The organism is Bradyrhizobium sp. BRP20, assembly GCF_020194215.1.
GTDB lineage: Bacteria > Pseudomonadota > Alphaproteobacteria > Rhizobiales > Xanthobacteraceae > Bradyrhizobium > Bradyrhizobium yuanmingense.
In genome coordinates this window covers 147,013-165,093 of sequence record NZ_JADYVY010000010.1, presented here as the reverse complement: position 1 = coordinate 165,093, position 18,081 = coordinate 147,013, and the positions used below count along the sequence as shown (strand labels likewise).

17 protein-coding genes and 1 tRNA gene are annotated in these 18,081 nt (G+C 64.3%); 8 read left to right on the top strand and 10 right to left on the bottom strand.

Annotated elements, in window-relative coordinates:
• Window positions 1–57 precede the first annotated feature (57 nt).
• A complete protein-coding gene (locus I6F33_RS23680; protein ID WP_225144285.1) occupies window positions 58–2,031 on the top strand; it encodes a methyl-accepting chemotaxis protein in 1,974 nt (657 codons plus the stop codon).
• A gap of 133 nt (window positions 2,032–2,164) precedes the next feature.
• Here I6F33_RS23680 and I6F33_RS23675 read toward each other — a convergent pair whose 3' ends face one another.
• Window positions 2,165–5,491 carry a PAS domain S-box protein gene (locus I6F33_RS23675; protein WP_225144284.1) on the bottom strand — a complete coding sequence of 1,109 codons (3,327 nt, stop codon included), beginning with the start codon at window positions 5,489–5,491 and terminating at the stop codon, window positions 2,165–2,167.
• 719 nt (window positions 5,492–6,210) lie between these two features.
• Between I6F33_RS23675 and I6F33_RS23670 the strand changes: the two genes are divergently transcribed.
• Both I6F33_RS23670 and I6F33_RS23665 read left to right on the top strand, forming a co-directional pair.
• Complete coding sequence (locus I6F33_RS23670) at window positions 6,211–6,645, top strand: phasin (RefSeq protein ID WP_225144283.1); 435 nt, start codon at window positions 6,211–6,213, stop codon at window positions 6,643–6,645.
• Between the two features lie 419 nt (window positions 6,646–7,064).
• Window positions 7,065–7,141 (top strand) — tRNA-His (locus tag I6F33_RS23665).
• Between the two features lie 407 nt (window positions 7,142–7,548).
• Here I6F33_RS23665 and I6F33_RS23660 read toward each other — a convergent pair.
• Entirely contained in the window at window positions 7,549–7,704 is a 156-nt protein-coding gene (locus tag I6F33_RS23660; RefSeq protein ID WP_225144282.1) for a hypothetical protein, read from the bottom strand.
• A 329-nt stretch (window positions 7,705–8,033) separates the two neighbouring features.
• Here I6F33_RS23660 and I6F33_RS23655 point away from each other — a divergent pair, with 329 nt between their 5' ends.
• Window positions 8,034–9,284, top strand: a complete 1,251-nt coding sequence (locus tag I6F33_RS23655) for a vanadium-dependent haloperoxidase (protein WP_225114086.1) — start codon at window positions 8,034–8,036, stop codon at window positions 9,282–9,284.
• 181 nt (window positions 9,285–9,465) lie between these two features.
• On the opposite strand, the gene I6F33_RS23650 is transcribed toward I6F33_RS23655, so the two are convergent.
• On the bottom strand, window positions 9,466–9,870 hold the full coding sequence (locus I6F33_RS23650; RefSeq protein WP_036040132.1) for a nuclear transport factor 2 family protein: 405 nt from the start codon (window positions 9,868–9,870) through the stop codon (window positions 9,466–9,468).
• A gap of 346 nt (window positions 9,871–10,216) precedes the next feature.
• Complete coding sequence (locus I6F33_RS23645) at window positions 10,217–10,417, bottom strand: AEC family transporter (RefSeq protein WP_225114085.1); 201 nt, start codon at window positions 10,415–10,417, stop codon at window positions 10,217–10,219.
• Between I6F33_RS23645 and I6F33_RS23640 the strand changes: the two genes are divergently transcribed.
• Together I6F33_RS23640 and I6F33_RS23635 are read left to right on the top strand one after the other, a co-directional pair.
• On the top strand, window positions 10,416–10,622 hold the full coding sequence (locus I6F33_RS23640) for a hypothetical protein (RefSeq protein ID WP_225144281.1): 207 nt from the start codon (window positions 10,416–10,418) through the stop codon (window positions 10,620–10,622). The genes I6F33_RS23645 and I6F33_RS23640 overlap by 2 nt on opposite strands.
• Window positions 10,623–11,076: 454 nt before the next feature.
• Window positions 11,077–11,574, top strand: a complete 498-nt coding sequence (locus tag I6F33_RS23635) for a DinB family protein (RefSeq protein ID WP_225114084.1) — start codon at window positions 11,077–11,079, stop codon at window positions 11,572–11,574.
• Window positions 11,575–11,602: 28 nt separating this feature from the next.
• Here the strand turns inward: I6F33_RS23635 and I6F33_RS23630 are convergent, their stop codons facing one another.
• From I6F33_RS23630 to I6F33_RS23620, 3 genes are all read right to left on the bottom strand, one after another.
• Complete coding sequence (locus I6F33_RS23630; RefSeq protein WP_225114083.1) at window positions 11,603–12,007, bottom strand: nuclear transport factor 2 family protein; 405 nt, start codon at window positions 12,005–12,007, stop codon at window positions 11,603–11,605.
• Between the two features lie 154 nt (window positions 12,008–12,161).
• Entirely contained in the window at window positions 12,162–13,085 is a 924-nt protein-coding gene (locus tag I6F33_RS23625) for a CoA ester lyase (protein ID WP_225144280.1), read from the bottom strand.
• Window positions 13,086–13,087: 2 nt separating this feature from the next.
• Window positions 13,088–14,254 (bottom strand): CaiB/BaiF CoA-transferase family protein, encoded by a 1,167-nt coding sequence (locus I6F33_RS23620; protein WP_225142201.1) that lies wholly within the window; start codon window positions 14,252–14,254, stop codon window positions 13,088–13,090.
• A 359-nt stretch (window positions 14,255–14,613) separates the two neighbouring features.
• On the opposite strand from I6F33_RS23620, the gene I6F33_RS23615 reads away from it, so the two are divergent.
• Both I6F33_RS23615 and I6F33_RS23610 read left to right on the top strand, forming a co-directional pair.
• Window positions 14,614–14,964 carry a hypothetical protein gene (locus I6F33_RS23615; protein WP_225126779.1) on the top strand — a complete coding sequence of 117 codons (351 nt, stop codon included), beginning with the start codon at window positions 14,614–14,616 and terminating at the stop codon, window positions 14,962–14,964.
• 393 nt (window positions 14,965–15,357) lie between these two features.
• Window positions 15,358–16,035: a ParA family protein gene (locus tag I6F33_RS23610; protein WP_025032179.1), complete on the top strand. Its 678-nt coding sequence runs from the start codon at window positions 15,358–15,360 to the stop codon at window positions 16,033–16,035.
• Between the two features lie 69 nt (window positions 16,036–16,104).
• Here I6F33_RS23610 and I6F33_RS23605 read toward each other — a convergent pair whose 3' ends face one another.
• The 3 genes from I6F33_RS23605 to I6F33_RS23595 all read right to left on the bottom strand — a co-directional run bounded on the left by I6F33_RS23605 (window position 16,105) and on the right by I6F33_RS23595 (window position 17,729).
• A complete protein-coding gene (locus I6F33_RS23605; RefSeq protein WP_197424417.1) occupies window positions 16,105–16,251 on the bottom strand; it encodes a hypothetical protein in 147 nt (48 codons plus the stop codon).
• 129 nt (window positions 16,252–16,380) lie between these two features.
• On the bottom strand, window positions 16,381–16,530 hold the full coding sequence (locus tag I6F33_RS23600; protein ID WP_167361666.1) for a hypothetical protein: 150 nt from the start codon (window positions 16,528–16,530) through the stop codon (window positions 16,381–16,383).
• A 290-nt stretch (window positions 16,531–16,820) separates the two neighbouring features.
• Window positions 16,821–17,729 (bottom strand): 4-hydroxy-tetrahydrodipicolinate synthase, encoded by a 909-nt coding sequence (locus I6F33_RS23595; protein WP_225142200.1) that lies wholly within the window; start codon window positions 17,727–17,729, stop codon window positions 16,821–16,823.
• Between the last annotated feature and the right edge of the window lie 352 nt (window positions 17,730–18,081).

The following is an 18,081-nucleotide window of genomic DNA, read 5'->3' as shown; positions in this document are numbered from 1 at the left end:
AGCTTTCACTGAATATCGCTTCATCAATGGCATCGCTCACCACCAGCTTGGTTCACGATGCGGCTCCTCTCCCTGCGACTCACTCACAAGATCACCGCGATCGGCGTCATTGGCGTCATCGGCGTCGTCCTGATCGGCGGCATTCACCTCTACGGCGAGCGGAGGATGGGCGTCTATCGCGACGCGGCCGAGGATGCGCGCACCGTGTTCGAGCTGAACAACAGGATCGCGGTCGAGCTGCTCGAGGCGCGCCGCGCCGAGAAGGATTTTCTGTTGCGCAGCGATCCGGCCAGGGCGCAGCGACAGGTCGAGATCGGCCGGCAGGTGGCCCTCGACATCGAGACGCTCCGCGGCAAGATCGCAGCGCTCGGCCAGCCCGAGCTGGCGCACAAGATCGACGCGATGAATGCGTCGCTGAAGACCTATCAGGCCCGCTTCGCCGCGGTGGTCGAGGAACGGCAGCGGCTCGGCCTCGACGAGAAGTCCGGGCTCGAAGGCCGCCTGCGCGCTTCCGTCCACGGTATCGAGAGCCAGGTCGACCAGTTCCAGAATTCCGAGCTCAAGGTGATCATGCTGATGATGCGCCGGCATGAGAAGGATTTCATGCTGCGTCGGAACGCCAGATATGGCGAGGAGATGAAGAAGCGCGCGTCCGAATTTGCCGCAGGCCTCGACGCGGCAGCCATTGCCGACGGCGCCAAGGCCGAGCTGCGCCAGAAGCTCGCCGACTATCAGCGCGACTTCTCCGCCTGGATGGAGACCGCGCTGAAGCTGGCGGCTGAATCGAAGGCGATGTCCGAGGCCTTCGCGTCGGTCGAGCCGGTGATCGAGCAGGTTTCGACGTCGGTCGACCGCATCCGCGCCCATGCCGACCGTCTCAACGAGGCCGAGCGCACCAGCATCCAGTTCTGGATTGCAGTGGCGATCGCGTTGATTGCGACGAGCGTGCTCGGCCTCGGCATCTTCATCGGACGTTCGGTCTCGAGGCCTTTGACCGCGATGCGCGCGGCGATGATTGAGCTTGCCAACGGCAATTTCGCCATCGTTCTTCCCGGCCTCGGCCGGCCCGATGAGATCGGCGAGATCGCGCAAGCCGTCGAGACATTCAAGATCAACGCCGAGCGGAAGGCGCAGGAGGAGGCCGAAGAGAAGATCAGGCAGGACAAGCTCGCCGCCGAGCGCCGCCGCGCCGACATGATCAGGATGGCGGACGATTTCGAAGGCGCGATCGGCGAGATCGTCGAGACCGTGTCGTCGGCGGCCAATGAGCTCGAGGCGTCGGCGACGTCGCTGACCACGACCGCCAGCCGCTCGACCGAGCTTGCCACGCTGGTCGAGGCGGCGTCCGAGGAAGCGGCGACCAACGTGCAGTCGGTGGCGTCCGCCGCCGAGGAGCTGACCGCCTCCGTCAACGAGATCAGCCGCCAGGTGCAGGCCTCCGCGCGCATGGCGGGCGAGGCCGTCACCCAGGCCGGGCAGACCAACGATCGCGTCAGCGAATTGTCCAAGGCGGCCGCGCGCATCGGCGACGTGGTCGAGCTCATCAACGCCATCGCCGGCCAGACCAATCTCTTGGCGCTGAACGCCACCATCGAGGCCGCGCGCGCGGGCGAAGCCGGACGCGGCTTTGCCGTGGTGGCCTCGGAAGTGAAGGCCCTGGCCGAGCAGACCGCGAAGGCGACCGGTGACATCGGTCAGCAGATCTCGAGCATCCAGGTCGCGACGCAAGATTCCGTCGGTGCGATCAAGACCATCGGCGGCACCATCGAGCGCCTGTCCGAAATCTCCTCCACCATCGCGGCCGCGGTGGAAGAGCAGGGCGCCGCGACCAGCGAGATCTCGCGCAACGTCCAAAGCGCCGCCGCCGGCACCACGCAGGTCAGCGCCAACATCTCCAGCGTGCGCCAGGGCGCGACCGAGACGGGATCTGCCTCCTCGCAGGTGCTGTCCGCGGCGCAATCGCTGTCGAACGACAGCAGCCGGCTGAAGATCGAGGTGAGCAGGTTTTTGGGGACGGTGCGGGCAGCGTGAGCCCCGCCGTCATTCCGGGGCGTCGCGAAGCGACGAGCCCGGAATCCATTGCACCACCATTGATGCGGATCGATGGATTCCGGGCTCGCGCCAAGAGGCGCGCCCCGGAATGACGACTTGAGCGTGCCGCGCCCTACGCCCCCGCCAGCGCGGGCGCGAGCACCACCTCGATCAGCGTGCCGTGGCCGGCGCTCTTGATGTTGAACCGGGCGCGGTTGGCTTCGACCAGCGCTTTGGTCAGCGACAGGCTCAGCGCCGAGCTGTCGGCGGCATCGCCCGGCGGCGGCGTGCGGAACGGCTCCATCGCGGCGGCGACTTCGCGCTCGGAAAGGCCATGGCCGGTGTCGCGGATGCGAAGCGCGATCTCGCCGCGATCGGTCAGCGCGGTCGAGACGATGACCTGGCCGCCGGCGCTGGCGAGCCGGATCGAGTTCGAGATCAGGTTCATGGTGATCTGCCGCATCGCGCGCGCATCGACGCTCACCTGCGGCAGCGCATGGGCGAGCGAGGTGCGGATGATGATGCGCTCGCGGTTGGCCTGCGGCTGCATCACCGTCACGCAGGCCTCGACCAAATCGTTCAGGTTCAAGTTCGCGAAATTCAGGTCGAGCTTGCCGGTCTCGATCCGCGACAGCTCCAGGAGGTCGTCGATGATGGCGATGACGCGCTCGCCGGAAGCGCGGATGTCCTTCATGTATTCGCCGTAGCGCTCGTTGCCGAGCGCGCCGAAGCGCTCGGAGATCATCACCTCGGCAAAGCCGATGATGGCGTTGAGCGGCGTGCGGATCTCGTGGCTGATCCGCGCCAGCATGTCGGCCTTGGCGTTGGCCGCGCCGTCGACGAGGCGGCGGGCCTTCGTCAATTCGCTCTCCCCCTTCTTGGCGTGCGAGAGATCGCGGAACACGGCGAAGAAGTTCGGCCCGTCGGGGCGCGTGCGGCCCATGATCATCGCGAGCGGAATGACGCCGCCCTTCTTCTCGCGGCCCAGCACCTCGCGGCCGTGATCGAGCAGGCTCGCGATGTCCTGGCTCTTCAGGCTTTCCAGATAATCGGCGACGATCTGCTGGCTCTCGGGGGCGAACAGCGTCAGCAAATTCTGCTGCAGCAGCGCCTCGCCGTCATAGCCGAACAGCGCCTCCGCGCTGCGGTTGCAGGCGTGGATGTTGCCTTCGGCGTCGAACATCACGATGCCCTCGGCCGTGGTGTCGAGGATGGCGGCGAGATCCTCGGCATCGGCATCGCCGGCCGCGGGCTCCGCGTCCGCGGCGTCAGGCTCTGCGGCCACCACGGTCTCTGCGACGGCAGCCGCCGCGATCGGCGCCGCCTGCGGCAGCGCGCAGATCAGCGCATGCGCGCTGTCGCCGTCCCACTCGATCGTGTGCAGATGCGCTTCCGTCGCGGGCGGCGGCGTTTCGCCGTTCGCGATTGTCGCGCTGATCGTCACAGGCGTGCCGCCTTGCGTGGTGCTGCTGGCCGCCGACACGCCCGGCTCGACATAGAGCGCATCCAGCCCGCCGGCATGCTCCAGCGCGTTCAGGCCGTCATAGCCCATGCGCGCGAGGAAGGCGGGATTGGCGTAGAGCAGGCGGTCGAGCCGGTAGATCAGGATGCCCGTCGGCAACAGGTCGAGCAGCGTGCGGTCGCGCGCGCTCATCCCGCGCGGCGGCGGTGCGGGCTCGGTCAGCCATTCGGCGGCGGCCTGCGGCGGCTCCGGCTCCGGTGCTTCGGCGCTGGTCTCCGCCACTGGTCCGGCCGCGTCGGTCGTGATGGTCTCGCGCTCGCGTTCGAGCCGCTCGGACAATTGCCGCGCGAGCTCGTTGAACGCGCTGTTCTCGACCGGCGTCAGCGTCGGCGGCCGCGTATCGCCGGCGACGCGGAACGGCACGACATTGGGAGGCGTTTCCACGGGCGTGTCCAGTTCGGTTGGGTGTGAAGTCTCGCTTGTGGGCTCTGGCAGGTCGGGTTCGGCTTGCGGTTCAGGCTCGGCTTGCGGCTCAGGCTCGGATGGCGCGATCGGCGGTGCCTCTGCTTCGCCCTCCGCCTCAGCTTCCGCCGCCGCTTCAGGCTCGGGCTCCGCATCGAACGCGACGGCCTCAGTGGAGCGATCCTGTGCCGGCGGCTCGACCAGCAGCTCGAAGCGCCTGAGCGCCTCGAGCCGGTTGAGCGCGTCGAGATCGCGGCAGACGCCGAAGCCGCGGAAGCCGGCGAATTCACGGTTGCGGTCGTAGACCGGCAGGCCCGCGAGCTCGACCGGAATGTGCTCGCCGCCGTCGGCCGGCCAGTTCACTGTGATGCCGGCCCAGGTATCCTTGCTTTCGAGCGCCTTCGCCACGCGCCCCTCGGGATCGAGCGAGAATTCCTCGGCGATCTCGCGCCAGGGGCGGCCGAAGCCGGCGGCCGTATGCGTGCCCATCAGGCGGATGAATTCATCGGAGCCGAGCACAAAGCGGCCCTCTTCATCCATCTGCCAGAGGAAGCGCAGCGGATGCTGACGCGGTGCGGGCGGCTCTTGGTGGCTAGCAGAGTCCTGGCCCGAAGTCGGCTCGACCATGCCTGCATTGATCGGCGCGGGCTGCGGCGACACAATGGCTTGCGGCTGGTTTTCAACCGGAGTTTTGGCCGCCGCGGGGACGACCGGCTCCGGCGTCGGCGCAATCGTCTCGGCGGGCGGTTCGGCCGGCTCAGTGAATGCGTCGAACAGCGCAATCGCAGACGATGCCTCGTCTGGCGCAGGCTGTGCGTCCTCCGGCACCGCGGCCGGAGGCTGCGCGGGCGTCACGTCGGGCGCGGCCTCGCGCGCCGCTGTGGCCGCGGCGGGATCGATCAGCGCGACCAGGCCGATATCGGCGCCGCTGCCGACCCGCTGCAGCACCATCTGGCCGATGCCGATCGGCGTCGCGGCGCGGCCGGTTGCCAGCGCATCGCTGCGGGCGCGGTCGAGCCCGGCCTCGAATAGATCGCGAAAGCCGAGCAGGGAGCGCGCGGCCTCGCTCGCGCCGACGAACAGCCCGTCCGGCGCGAACGCCGCCATCGGCACCTTGGCGCCGGCGACCAGCCGATGCAGCCGCTCCACCAGCGGCATGGTGCGCAGCGTCGGGTCCATGGCGATGACGAGCACGGCGTGACTGCCGTCGGCAAAGTCGAGCCGCGCGCAAGCACAGGTCATCAGCGCCCCTAACCGGGCGCCGAAGCCGCGCAGCCGCTGCAGCCGCACCGTGCCGTTCGCCGGCAGCTGGGGGGCGAGCCTGACGATTTGGCGGCGATGGCTGTCGGCGGGGCCGAACACCTTGTCCGCAAGGCCGGCGCTGTTGGCCGCGCCGAACAGTTTTGCGCCGACCGGATTGGCCCACAGCACGCGCGCGCCGTCGGTCGACCAGAGCCAGACCGGCAGGGCAGAGGTCGCATGCACGGCCAGCCGCGGATCGCCCACCCCTCGCAACTGGAAATCCGAACGCGTCATCAGGCCGGCTGCATCTCACGCTTCACGAGTGGCGGCTGCCGGGAATGACAGCCTTAAGAAAGGGTTAGTATCGCCCGGAAGGCGCGACCAGGTCCACGGCCCAACGCCCGCAAGCGTCCCCCAAGCGGCGATAACCTTAATCCCGCCAACCCCGCAAGCCGAGCCGACGTTGCATCCAAGGGATTCAAGGCGTGGGCGCTTGCGAAGAGACGCAGGGCTCGCGGCATCTACGGTGCCCATCCTCCCCTGGAGGGTCCGGGACGAGGGTAGCTCGCCCGTGGATCGGTTCGCACGCAGCGAAGCGGAGAGCGAACCGAGGTGGGGTGAAAGTCTCTCCCCACAGGCGGTCCCCGAGTGGAGAGATCACTCCACCCCGCTCGCGCTGCGCGCGATCGACCTACGGACGAGCTACGCTCGTCCCGGACCCCTCCAGGAAGAGCGCGTGTGTTGCCGGGCGCATCCCACTACCTCAACCCCCGGTTCCCCCATACCGGAACCTCATCCTCCCCGAGATTAAATTTCGCATCGCACCCCTCTGCCGCGTTGCGATGCACAATGTTGACATGATAGGCAGCCATAATTCTGGCGCTGGGCGAGCCATCACCTTTGTTTCGCGTTTCCAGTCTTCGTACCCGCTCAATGCGCAGGGCCCATGGTCGGGGCCGGCGGGCGCGCCAGAAAGGCTCACTCCATTTTTTCAATTTGCGTGAGGGACCAACATGACAGGTGCGACTGATCCGTTTTCTGCCTCGATCATCCCGTTCGAGGTTCCCGAGCAGGTGCGTGCGTTCGCCGAGAAGGGCGCGGCGCAGGCCCGCGAGAACTACGCCAAGTTCAAGGACGCCGCCGAGACCCACAACGGCACCGTCGAGGCCGTGTTCACCTCGGCCTCCAAGGGCGCAAGCGAGTACACCGCCAAGCTGGTCGAGTTCATGAAGGCCAATTCGAACGCCCAGCTCGACTTCGCCCAGCAGCTGTTCGGCGCCAAGTCGCCGACCGAAGCGATGGAGCTGTGGACCGGCCACGCCCGCAAGCAGCTCGAGACCTTCCAGGCCCAGGCCAAGGAGCTGGTCGAGCTCACCCAGCGCGTCGCCAATGAGACCGCCGAGCCGATCAAGGCCAGCGCCTCGAAGTATTATCCGCCCGCCGCCTGAGCGGAGCGGATCGGTGTGAGATGCGAAACCCGGGTCGAGAGGCCCGGGTTTTTTCTTCGCCTCTCCCGCTTCGCATTTGGGAAGGTCGTCATGCCCGGGCTTGTCCCGCCTGCGCGGCCGAAGCCGCTTCGGCGCGGCGAAGGCCCGGGCATCCACGTTCTTGGGGCCGCGGGCAGAAGCCGTGGATGGCCGGGACAAGCCCGGCCATGACGATGTGGGACCTAGAACGCCCCAATCGTCGGGGTCATATGCGAGGTCTCCCCACCGCGCCCGATTTCCCCGCGCCGACGATGATTTCACCCGGTTTTTCACCCCATTGCGGCCTTGCCAAACCGGGCCGTTGCACCTAGTTTCCGCCCCGTCCAGCCCCCTCGGCGATGAGCCTTTTCAGGCAGCCCCAAGGCGCGGCTCGCAAGGATGCAGTTGTAGCTCAGTTGGTTAGAGCGCCTGTCTGTGGAACAGGAGGTCGGTGGTTCGAGCCCACCCAACTGTACCAGCGGGATCAACCAGTTAGCATCGGTCGCTATTTGCTCGACCGTTTGAGTGGCGCGCTCCCTACGGCCGCGGCTTAAACAGATCGGCGAGCCTCTCGACGGGATCCTAAGGCAAAGCCACTCCCGGCGATCTCCAGATCGTCAAGAACTGACGGACTGCGTCTCGAAATCGCCGAACGACGCGGCGTGGCAGCGAGTGGAAACAATAAGTTTGCGGCGGAGCCAAACTTGCCGCGCTCTTTCGATGCTTTCCCGAGTTGCGCTTCGCACTTCTTAGGAACGCCAGTTTCCGGCCTCAACTCGAGACGCAAACCTCAGGCTCAGCGCTAGCGCGCCACCACCCACACCACCACCGGTAACGTCACCGCCGCCAGCAGCGTGCCCAGCGCCACTGCGCCCGACACCGGGTTCACCATCCGCTGATACTGCACGGCGCAAATGTACGCATTGCGCCGGTCGGCATCGCCGCGAACAGCACGATGACGCCGGCGATCGGCGGCAGGTCGAGCAGTCTTGCAAACAGGAATGCAGAGGCCGGCATTGCCGCAAGCTCGAGCGCGCGCATCACCAAAAATGCTCTGCCGCTCGCTCTTCACCTCGCGCGAAACAAACAGATGCCGAGATTGATCAGCGCCGTCGGCGAGCCCGAATGCGCAAAGGATGTGATGATTGTTCGGAAGACTGCCGAGATTGCAGGTCGTGCATCAGGTAAGCCAGTCGATCTTACTGTTTGGGGCGCGCCTCAAACTCTTTTCGACGAAAGCGAGGACGGGTGTAAACTGTTTCACAGCAGCCGGCTGGCTGCGACCTTAAGATCGTTCTGCACTTCTACGTTCTTGTGCGGCTCGTCCGTACAAGATGTCGCTCTCTGTTGAAACAACGAGGAGCATGAAGATGAAGACGTTTCTTGCAACGAAATCTCCATTCCTGATCATCGCCACTCTTGCAGTTTGCATCGGCACTGCGCGTGCCGATGTCATCATGGACTGGAATGCGAAAGCAGATGCGATTGCCGCTGAAAAGAAGGTGCTGCCTGTGCCACAGGCCCGCACGATGTCGATGCTTCACGTTGCCATGTTCGAGGCCGTGAACGCGATCGACAGGCGATACACGCCATACAAGCTGGATCTCGTGGCAGACCGCTCCACGTCCAAGGAAGCCGCAGCGTCGACTGCGGCTTACAACATTCTTCTGACGATCTATCCGGACCAAAAAGCTGCCCTCGATGCGGCATTGATTGCATCGCTTTCCGGCATTCCGGACACGGAGGGAAAGGCGAAGGGAATCGAGCTTGGAAAGGTGGCCGCTTCCGGCGTGATGGCGTTGCGCAGGGATGACGGCAATGATGTCCAGGAGACTTATCGTCCCTATACAGCCCCGGGGGCCTATGTGCCGACCGTGGTGCCGATCGGCACGACGGCTGGAATAATGTCCCCTTGGGTCATGACATCGGTCTCACAATTCCGTCCAGCGCCACCTCCGGCGCTTGATTCCGAGACCTGGACCAGAGACGTCAACGAAATTCGGGAGCTCGGCGCTCGCAACAGCACCACCCGAACGGCAGAGCAGACCGCGATCGGACGAGTCTGGTTTCTGGTCGGGCCTCCCAGCTTCAATCCAATCGTCCGGCAGGTCGCCTTGGCCAAGCACATGGACGTCGTTGACTGCTCGCGCCTCTTCGCCCTCACCGAGATCGCTGCGAACGACGCAATCGTTGCCGTCCTTGATGCGAAGTATCATTACAACTTCTGGCGGCCTGTAACGGCCATACGCAACGCGGACATCACGCACAACCCGATGACGCCACGCGAAGCGTCTTGGTTGCCGCTGGGTGAAACGCCGATGCATCCCGAATACCCCTGCGCCCACTGCATCGTATCGGCGGCGGTGTCCACGGTTCTCCGGTCCATCGCGGGCGACGAGGTCGGAGAGCTAACGATGACCAGCCCCACTGCGCCAGGGGTGACTCGCAAATGGACCAAGCTCCAGGATTACAGCGATGAGGTCGCAAATGCCCGCATCTATGCCGGTTTCCATTACCGTTTCTCGACGGAGGTCGGAAAGGACATGGGCCGTAAGATCGGTGACTTGACTGTCGGGACACAGCTTCGCGGGCTGGAAGCGCGAGCTGAACCGAAGCAGTAAGCCGGCGTGCAGGTACACTGCGAACCACACAGAGGTCGAGAAGCGCTCGACATCGAGGCATCCAGGCTCGAGATGGCAGAACAAGTCGACGTTCGAACATGGTGGGCAGGGCCGCCAGTGCTCTGCCCACTCATATGGCGGCTTGCTGCCCGCTCTGAAGCAAATCGAACTTCATCGTCCTTCAGGAGATCATCGCCTTGACCTGCGCCGTATCCGCAAACTCGATCAGCTCGACGATCTTGCCATCCTGAAATCTGAACAGGTCCAAAAGCTCGGTACTGAACGTCTTGCCAGTTGGATGGTAGCGGACGTCAAGGCGGGAATGGACCGCGACGCGATCACCGTCGACCAGCTCGGCCAGGATTTTGCGGTTTTCGAAGCCGAAGTTCTTGATCAATTCACCGAAAACCCCTCGTAGGGCTGGGTGACCCTGCACGCTTCCTGCCAGTTCGAGCGTGCTCTTGTCGCCCTTCAAAGTGAATGCGCCCTCGGGATGAAAGGTCGTCACCAAGCCCTCGACGTCATCGTCGCCGCGCGCGGCGTAGGCGTGCCGGATCGTTGCGAGCATGTCTTCGCGCTGTGCCATGTTACCCTCCCTACAACGTATCAGGCAGACTAGCGACCTTTGCGTGTAAACGCAAAACTATCGCGGGTGGTGCGAGGGCTCCAGCGCGCCGAAGCAGCATCGTTCGTTTTCGTTCCCCGATACTGCAAGAAAACGGCGGCGAGCACCGGCGAACCTTTTCACGACCCCAGGTGTTTGTAGCTGCGGCAGGACTGACAACGCTGAGGGAGCTGAGCTATGAACGGTATCATCTATATCATCGGGCTGATCGTCGTGATTGCTGCGGTGCTCTCGTTCTTCGGCCTGCGCTGATGATGGATTGGGCGCAGCGAGGCCGTGAGGCGTCGCCGGCAAAGCCTTTGACGCCTCACCCCGCCACCACCCACACCATCACCGGCAGCGTCGTCGCCGCCAGCAGGGCGCCCAGCGCCACTGCGCCCAACGCCGGTTTCACCCGCCGCTGATACTGCATGGCGAAGATGTACGCGTTCGCACCGGGCGGCATCGCCGCGAAAAGCACGATGGCGCCGGCGGCGATCGGCGGCAGGCCCGGCAGCTTGGCCAGCATGAACGGATATTTCGGTGATAGTGCACGAAACTGCACAACATCGGGCGAGATCGATCTTGTCACCGCCCGCGGTCACCCTAACCTCGCGCAGTACTACGCGAGCCGCCTGAGTTTCCCGGAAAGTCTGCTCCTGAACACTTATATCAAGCCGCGCGATCGAATTGTGGGCCTGCGTTCGGCTGGACAAATTCGCCATTTGGAGTAGCCTTTTCAGACACAGCAACATGTTGGCGGAGGTTCTCCGTGGAACATCGCGGCGTAAGCTTCTCGGTCGTTGAGATGAGCTACCCGGCTGGTTGGAAGTGGACTGTCGGAAAGGGCCGAACAGTGTCGGTCGGTGTCTGTGCGACGAGGCTCGACGCGATCCGCCAGGCTCAGACCTTCATCGACGCGATCATGGACTGGGCTGCCTAGGCTAAAGTCAGAATACTCGCTCTCGATTGGTCATGCCGAGCACCGTAAACCAGCAGCTGAGTTTCTGTCGGCGCGGCGCTACCTCCCCCCTACGGTGACAGTGCACCAAACCCCGATTTCGTGGGGCGTTCATTAGACCACTGGCGAAGGCCAATTTTCTGGACTGTCACGGTACTGTAGCTGCCTCACGTCTGGGGCAACATCCCGAGATCAGCCAGCATCGACAATCTTTGGAGCCTGAGAAAATGATCTCAGCCGAATACTGCCGGCTTATGTCCCGCTACAACATTTGGCAGAACGCCTCTTTGGTAGCTGCCGCCGACCGGCTGACCCACGAGGATCGCTGGAAGGATCGAGGGGCGTTCTTCCGGTCGATTGCAGCTACGTTGAACCATCTCTATTGGGCTGATGCCCTCATACTGGAGCGGCTGAAAGGGAATGCGCGTCCAGAGCAAACCATCAAGCACTCCCTCGCAAATCCCTCGGATTGGGAGGCCTTCAAGGCGCTCCGCTTGCAACGGAACGAGGAAATCGAAGCGTGGTCAGCGCGATTGCGCGACGCGGATCTGAACGGGATGCTCGTTTGGTATCCTGCAGACGGTTCGACTCGGATCGAGAAACCAAAGACGCTCGTGGCTGTTCAACTCTTCAATCACCAGACCCACCATCGAGGTCAGGTGCACGCGATGTTGACGGCAGCGGGTGCAGACCCAGAGCCGACTGACCTTCATCTTCTGGCGTAGCGCGAGGACGCTTCATCCATCTCGCAGGTCAGGAGATCATCGCCTTGATCTGCGCCGTATCCGCAAACTCGACCAGCTCCGCGATTTTGCCATCCTGAAATGTGAACAGGTCCACGATCTCGGTGCTGACCGCTTTGCCGGTCGGGTGGTATCGCACGGTGACGCGGGAGTGGACAGCGACGCGATCGCCGTCGACCAGCTCGGCGAGGATCTCGCGGCCTTCGAAGCCGAAGCCTTCGGTGAATTGATGGAAAGCTTCGCGCAGGGTCGGGTGGCCCTGTATGCGTCCTGTCAATTCGAGCGCACCCTTGTCGCCCATCAGGGTGAATGCGCCCTCGGGATGAAAGGCCGTCACCAGGCTATCGGTGTCACCGCCATCGCGCGCGGCGTAGCCGGCCCTGATCAATGCAAGCATGTCTTCGCGGTTCGCCATGTGCCCCCTCCCTGCAATGTGTATCGGGGCAGCCTAGCGACCTTTGCGTGCAAAGGCAAAGTGATTGCAATCGTGCTGCGATTGCTCAGCGTGGCGCGATCCAGGCCCGTTAGCTGGCTGTACAGCGACACCGCCTGAGCGCGCGTTTCGGTCCCTACGACCCCAGCCCAATGATCCTCCGCGCCATGCGCACATTGGCGTAGTCGATCATCTTGCCGTCCAGCGTCACCGCGCCCTGTCCCAGCGCCTCGGCCTGCTCCATGGCTTCGACGATCCGCCGCGCCTGGGCCAGCTCCTCGGCCGAGGGCGTGAACGCGCGCAGCGTCGGCTCGATCTGGTCGGGATGGATCACCTGCTTGCCGTCGAAGCCCATCGCAGCGGCCTTTTGCGCGCTGGCCTCGGTCAGTCCAGCATCGCGGAACGCGCCGCAGGGGCCATCGATCGCGCGCAGGCCGTGCGCGCGAGCGGCGACCAGCAGGCGCATCATCGGATAGGCGAACAGGTCGAGCGGCGCGGCGGCGTAGCCGCTTTGAGCTGATCCGACATGACGATAACCATCCGGCGAAATGCCGATGTCGGAGGTGCGGGCGCCGAGCGAGGCTGCGAGGTCGCCGACGCCGAGATGCAGCGCGGCCACGCTGTCGTGGCACGCGGCGAGGGCGTCGACATTGACGAGGCCGAGCGCGGTCTCGATCAGCAGCTCGAGCGTAACAGGCGCGGCCCGATCGGGCGCGGCCGCGTGCAGCTGACCGGCGATGGCAACGATGTCACTCAACCGCTCCGCCTTCGGCACGATCAAAGCATCCAGCCGGGGCAGGGCCGCCAAGCTGCGGATCTCCTCTGCGATGAACGGGCTGTCGACGGCATTGAGCCTGACCGCGACGTGCTTGCTGCCCCAGTCGAGCGAGGACAGCGCGCGGGCGGCTTCCGTCAGCGCAACGCCCTTCTCCGCGGGCGGCACGGCGTCTTCGAGGTCCATGAACACCGCGTCCGCCGATGATGCCGCCGCCTTGTCGACGACACGGGCGCGATGCGCGGGAACGGCGAGATAAGCCCGCGTCGGGCGCTGCGAGGCCATTCTCACGTTCCCTTAACGAGGCCAAGTTCGCCGAGGATCTTCTCGTTGTGCTCGCCGACATCAGGCACCGGATCCATCCGCGGCGTCACGCCGGGAATGGTGAGCGCGGGCAGGAAGCTCATCACCGGCCCGCACGGCGATCCCACGCTTCTCACCCGCGCGCGGGCATGCAGCTGCTCATGCTGCAGGAACGCCTCGACCGAGTTCAGGTGCGCATTCGCGATCGCGGCTTCGTCCAGCAGCCGCAGCACCTCCTCGCTGGTCATCGAGGCAAAGCGCCGCTCGATATGCGCTTGCAGCTCGTCGCGGTTCTGCATGCGTAGCGGATTGGTGCGGAAGCGCAGGTCGTCGGCGAAGTCGGGGTCGCCCAGCACGATGCGGCACAGCGACCGCCATTCCCGGTCGTTCTGGATGCCGAAGAAAATGGTGTTGCCGTCGCCGACGCGGAACGGGCCGTAAGGCGCGATCGTCGCATGCTTGGCGCCGGTGCGCGGCAGCGGCCGGCCCGTACTCTCGGTGTAGAAGGCGGGATAGCTCATCCAGTCCGTGATGGAATCGAACAGCGAGGCCTGGAACGCCGTGCCCTTGCCGGTCCGTTCGCGCCGATATAGCGCCATCAGCACGCCGTTGAGGATGTACATGCCGGTGGCGATATCGACGACGGAAAGCCCGACCTTGGCCGGCTCGGCCTCCGTGCCGTTGATGGCGAGCACGCCGGCCTCGCACTGCACCAGGAGATCATAGGCCTTCTTGTCGCTGTAGGGGCCATCAGTGCCATAGCCCGAGACGTCGCAGGCAATCAGCCGCGGAAATCTGCGCAGCAGCGAAGCGGCATCGAGGCCGAGTCGCTCCGCCGCGCCCGGCGCGAGGTTCTGGATGAACACGTCCGCCCGCGGCAGCAGGGCGTCGAGCACCTTGCGGCCCTCGGGACTCTTGATGTCGATCGCAAGGCTTTCCTTGGAACGGTTGGTCCAGACGAACTGGCTCGACATGCCGTTCATGACGTGATCGTAGTCGCGGCAGAAATCGCCGCTGCCCGGCCGCTCGATCTTGATCACCCGCGCGCCCCAATCGGCGAGATGCCGGCTCGCCAGCGGCGCCGCGATCGCCTGCTCCAGCGAAACCACCGTCACACCCGACAGCGGCAGCTCCGCTTCATTCCCCGTCATGTGATTGTCCTCCTCGTGTGCGCTTTTCGACCAGCGCAGGAGACAGGCCGGCCACCCCACGCGCATCTTCTTGAGGGTGACATGATGCCCCTGTTTTGCCCGACAAGTCAAATTTGGCTTCGAAAAATCCTAAAATTTGGCGACCTGAGTGTTTGCAATGACTTGGCTACTGTGCATGGGGTTGTTTTCGCACTTTTGGTTTGGGGCCGACAACGGCGCCTTCGTTTCGTTTCCCGGAACTGCCAAGGCCCCTGACCTGTTGCCGAGAGCGCACACGTGCCGGCTTTCGCACTTGCCCTCGGTTGCCAACGAACCGCCGTTCACCCACTATTCGCGCTGACTCGTGATGGGGGGGATCGATGCCGGCGTTTCGCTTCAAGTCCTTTGCAAAGCCCGTGGCCGTTGCAAGCCTCGCGCTTGCCCTGGCCATCCTGGCGCTGCCGCGCGCCGGTTTCGCCTACACCCAGGAGGAGCAGCAGGCCTGCACGCCGGACGCGATGCGGCTGTGCGGTGAGTTCGTCCCGAACGTCGATGCCATCACCGCCTGCATGATCAAGAAGAAGGCGCAGCTCTCGCCGCAATGCGCGGTGTTCTTCCGCCGCGGACCGGCGCCGCGCGAGCAGCGCGCCGGCAAGCCGACCCAGATCGCGCCCAAGGCTGCGAAGAAGACCGCCAAGCCGGCGCCGAAGAAGAAATCCAGCCAAGGCTGAGCGCCCAGCGACCAAAGCCGCGCCATCGCGCGCTTTCCTCGTTCCGGCCCTGACATCGGCTTCGCGACAGATTGCGGACTCGTTTTGTTCGCACGACGCCGGAAGGCTTGCATCGATTGACGGGCGTGCGCCCCTGAAAAGAAAGCGCGCGGCAGGTTGCGCGGCAAGGTTGCATTCCGCTTTTGTCCCGCGCATTGCTCAAAAAACGCACAGACGCGCGCCCGAGCGGCATTTCGATGCGGCCCGTGTCTCCGTCCTGCGAAGCAGTGTGACTCAAAAGCCAACACGTCTTGTTATTTCGTGGCTGTCGCGCAGCTCCCGACAAATTTTTCTTTCACGAATCAGCGCGCTGATTCATTTTCGCGGCCTGGGGTCAATCTGGAGGCGGAAGGTATGAACGTCATTGTTTTCGCATCACGTAAAGGCGGTTCGGGCAAGAGTACCCTCGCCGCGCATCTCGCCGCGCAGATCAAGGCGAGCAAGCAGGTCATGCTGGTTGACGCCGATCCGCAGGGCTCCCTGACGCTGTGGCACAAGCTCCGCGGCACCAACGAGCCCCCGATCAAGGCTGCCGTCAACTCCGTCAGCGGCATCGTCTCCGCGGCCAAGCGCGACGGTTATGAATGGGTGTTGATCGACACGCCGCCGAACCTGTCGGCCGTCGTCGACGACGCGATCAAGAACGCCACCATGGTGGTCATCCCGGCGCGTCCCGGCGTGTTCGACGTCAACGCCGTGCAGGAAACCATCCAGATGTGTCGCGCCGCGCGCAAGCCCTACGCGGTCGTGCTCAACGGTGCCCCGGCCAAGCGCGACGAAGCCGAAAGCCCGATCGTGACCATCGCCCGCGAAGCACTGGCGAAATTCCGCGCTCCGGTGTGGGGCGGCCAGATCACCAATCGTTCGGATTTGTTGATGGCGCTCAGCCACGGCGAAGGCGCGCGCGAATATCAGGCCGAGAGCCGTGCGGCTCAGGAAATCGCAAGACTGTGGGCGGCGATCGAGCGTTCGGTGAAGGCTATCCGCGGCACCGCGTCGGCCTCCGGCGCAATGCACAAACAGGCAGCTTAATTTTCATTGATCATGTCGAACGGCGAAAAACGCGCGGGAAGTCCGCGCGTTTTGCGTTTCTGATTTCGCTCACGCTACCATCAGCATGTAGAACACGATGACCGGCGACAGAGTCAGGATCACCGACCAGATGCCGACGGCCCAGAGAATGTCCTCGGTGCTGAAGCCCTGCTGTTCGGCGTCGAAATGCGACGCCATTTCATTCTGACTATTCACAAACGCCCCCGCGATTTCTTCGCTTATGGACGTCAGTGATAGCAGCGATGTTTTAAGATCCGGATCACATCTGCCCGTGCATTTTGAACACAGGTGCTACCACGGATTAACCATCCTGCGCGCGCAGCTTCAGCCGACCAGCCAGACGCGAAACAGCAGCACCGGCATCAGGCCGAGCATCACGGCCCAGAACCCGAACGACGAGACGACGAGAATTCCCTTCAAGAGATCGGCGGGCGCGAACTGGCTCGCGGCCGTAGGCCGGGTGCGATACCCCATGGTCATTTCCCCTTCGGTAACTTTGGACAGAACGATAGGCGCGATTGCGTAAACGAGACGTGGATACGGATTGCAGCAGCTGCGAAGGCCGTTGGGGCGCGGTTAACCAAACGGGCACGCTTCACCCTCTCCTCTTGTGGGAGAGGGTGGCTCGCCGCGGAGCGGCGAGACGGGTGAGGGGTCTGTCTCCACACAAACAGTCTTGCGCTTGGAGAAAACCCCTCATCCGGCGCTTCGCGCCACCTTCTCCCACAAGGGGAGAAGGAAGAGCAGCGTGCACGGAGAGAAAACTACGCCGCGATCGTCATCCGTCGCTCGATCTCGCGATCGATCGTTGCCGCGAGTTCGCTGCTCACTTCCACCATCGGCAGGCGCACCTCCGGGCTGTCGATCAGGCCGGATCGCCACAGCCAGTACTTCGCCGGCGCGGGGCTCGGCTCGGCGAACAACAGCCGCGTCAGCTCGGCGACCTCGTGCCAGCGCGCCAGCGCCGCATCGTGGTTGCCGCGCTTGTGCTCGCTATAGATTGCCGCAAACGTTGCGGTCTCGACATGGGCTGAGAGCACGATGCCGCCGTCGGCGCCGTCACTGAGTGCCTCGAAGAAATTGGCGTCCTCGCCGGTGAGCACGCGAAAGCCCTTCGGCCGGTCGCGCAAAAGCGCGATCGATTGCTCCCGGCTCGCGCCGCAATCCTTCAGGCCGACGATGTTCTTGTGCTCGGCAAGGCGCAGCATGGTCTGGTTGGTGATGTTGACGGCGCAGCGATAGGGAATGTTGTAGAGCGCGATCGGCCATGCGGCGTGGTCGGCGAGCGTCTCGAAATGCGCCAGCAGGCCGCGCTGCGACGGCCGCACATAATAGGGACTGGCGATCAGGTAACCGTCGATCGGCCAGTCCGCGGTCTCGTCGAGGCGCTCTTGCAGACGCGAGGTGTCCGCACCGGACAGTCCGAGGCAGATCGGCAAGTTGCGGCCGGCGGTCGCCATCTCCTCGCGCACCACGGCGACGAGACGTTCGAGCTCGGCCGCGCGCAGTGTCATGCCTTCACCGGAGGTCGCGCCCAGGATGAGGCCGTCGATGCCGTGCGCGCAATAGTGCCGGGTCAGCCGCCGCAGCGACCTCTCGTCCAGCGCGCCGTCCTGGAACGGCGTCACCAGCGGCAACCACAGCCCGTGCAATTGGTCTCGTAGTCCGGTCATGTTTCCATCTCCTTCTCGGGAAAAATGCCTGAGACGGAGGGCACATGAAAAAACCCCGTCCAGGCGGCGGGGTTTTCGGGATTGGCTCGCGATGACGAAGTCAGCTTAGCGCGCGCAATATTCCGAGGCCCCGGGATGGGGGCCCTTTTTCGAAACGATTGCGCACGACTTCGTGATCATGGGCGAATGATGCGGGGTATGCGCGGAACTGTCAACACACGCGGAGAGCGAAGCACATTTTGACGAAAAAAAGCCGGACCCGAGGGCCCGGCTTAGGTATTGGCCACGTGAGGCCGACACAATCACCTTCCAAGAGGGATTACTGAACTCCCGCGCCACTGGAGGAGGGGGA

What these genes read in the sequence shown, in the direction of transcription:
- I6F33_RS23635 (WP_225114084.1), top strand. Translation starts at nt 11,077, where the DNA reads ATGATCTCAGCCGAATACTGCCGGCTTATGTCCCGCTACAACATTTGG.
- I6F33_RS23640 (WP_225144281.1), top strand. Translation starts at nt 10,416, where the DNA reads ATGAACGGATATTTCGGTGATAGTGCACGAAACTGCACAACATCGGGC.
- I6F33_RS23595 (WP_225142200.1), bottom strand. Translation starts at nt 17,729, where the DNA reads ATGACCGGACTACGAGACCAATTGCACGGGCTGTGGTTGCCGCTGGTG.
- I6F33_RS23680 (WP_225144285.1), top strand. Translation starts at nt 58, where the DNA reads ATGCGGCTCCTCTCCCTGCGACTCACTCACAAGATCACCGCGATCGGC.
- I6F33_RS23615 (WP_225126779.1), top strand. Translation starts at nt 14,614, where the DNA reads ATGCCGGCGTTTCGCTTCAAGTCCTTTGCAAAGCCCGTGGCCGTTGCA.
- I6F33_RS23675 (WP_225144284.1), bottom strand. Translation starts at nt 5,491, where the DNA reads ATGACGCGTTCGGATTTCCAGTTGCGAGGGGTGGGCGATCCGCGGCTG.
- I6F33_RS23655 (WP_225114086.1), top strand. Translation starts at nt 8,034, where the DNA reads ATGAAGACGTTTCTTGCAACGAAATCTCCATTCCTGATCATCGCCACT.
- I6F33_RS23610 (WP_025032179.1), top strand. Translation starts at nt 15,358, where the DNA reads ATGAACGTCATTGTTTTCGCATCACGTAAAGGCGGTTCGGGCAAGAGT.
- I6F33_RS23600 (WP_167361666.1), bottom strand. Translation starts at nt 16,530, where the DNA reads ATGGGGTATCGCACCCGGCCTACGGCCGCGAGCCAGTTCGCGCCCGCC.
- I6F33_RS23620 (WP_225142201.1), bottom strand. Translation starts at nt 14,254, where the DNA reads ATGACGGGGAATGAAGCGGAGCTGCCGCTGTCGGGTGTGACGGTGGTT.
- I6F33_RS23650 (WP_036040132.1), bottom strand. Translation starts at nt 9,870, where the DNA reads ATGGCACAGCGCGAAGACATGCTCGCAACGATCCGGCACGCCTACGCC.
- I6F33_RS23625 (WP_225144280.1), bottom strand. Translation starts at nt 13,085, where the DNA reads ATGGCCTCGCAGCGCCCGACGCGGGCTTATCTCGCCGTTCCCGCGCAT.
- I6F33_RS23660 (WP_225144282.1), bottom strand. Translation starts at nt 7,704, where the DNA reads ATGCGCGCGCTCGAGCTTGCGGCAATGCCGGCCTCTGCATTCCTGTTT.
- I6F33_RS23670 (WP_225144283.1), top strand. Translation starts at nt 6,211, where the DNA reads ATGACAGGTGCGACTGATCCGTTTTCTGCCTCGATCATCCCGTTCGAG.
- I6F33_RS23645 (WP_225114085.1), bottom strand. Translation starts at nt 10,417, where the DNA reads ATGCTGGCCAAGCTGCCGGGCCTGCCGCCGATCGCCGCCGGCGCCATC.
- I6F33_RS23630 (WP_225114083.1), bottom strand. Translation starts at nt 12,007, where the DNA reads ATGGCGAACCGCGAAGACATGCTTGCATTGATCAGGGCCGGCTACGCC.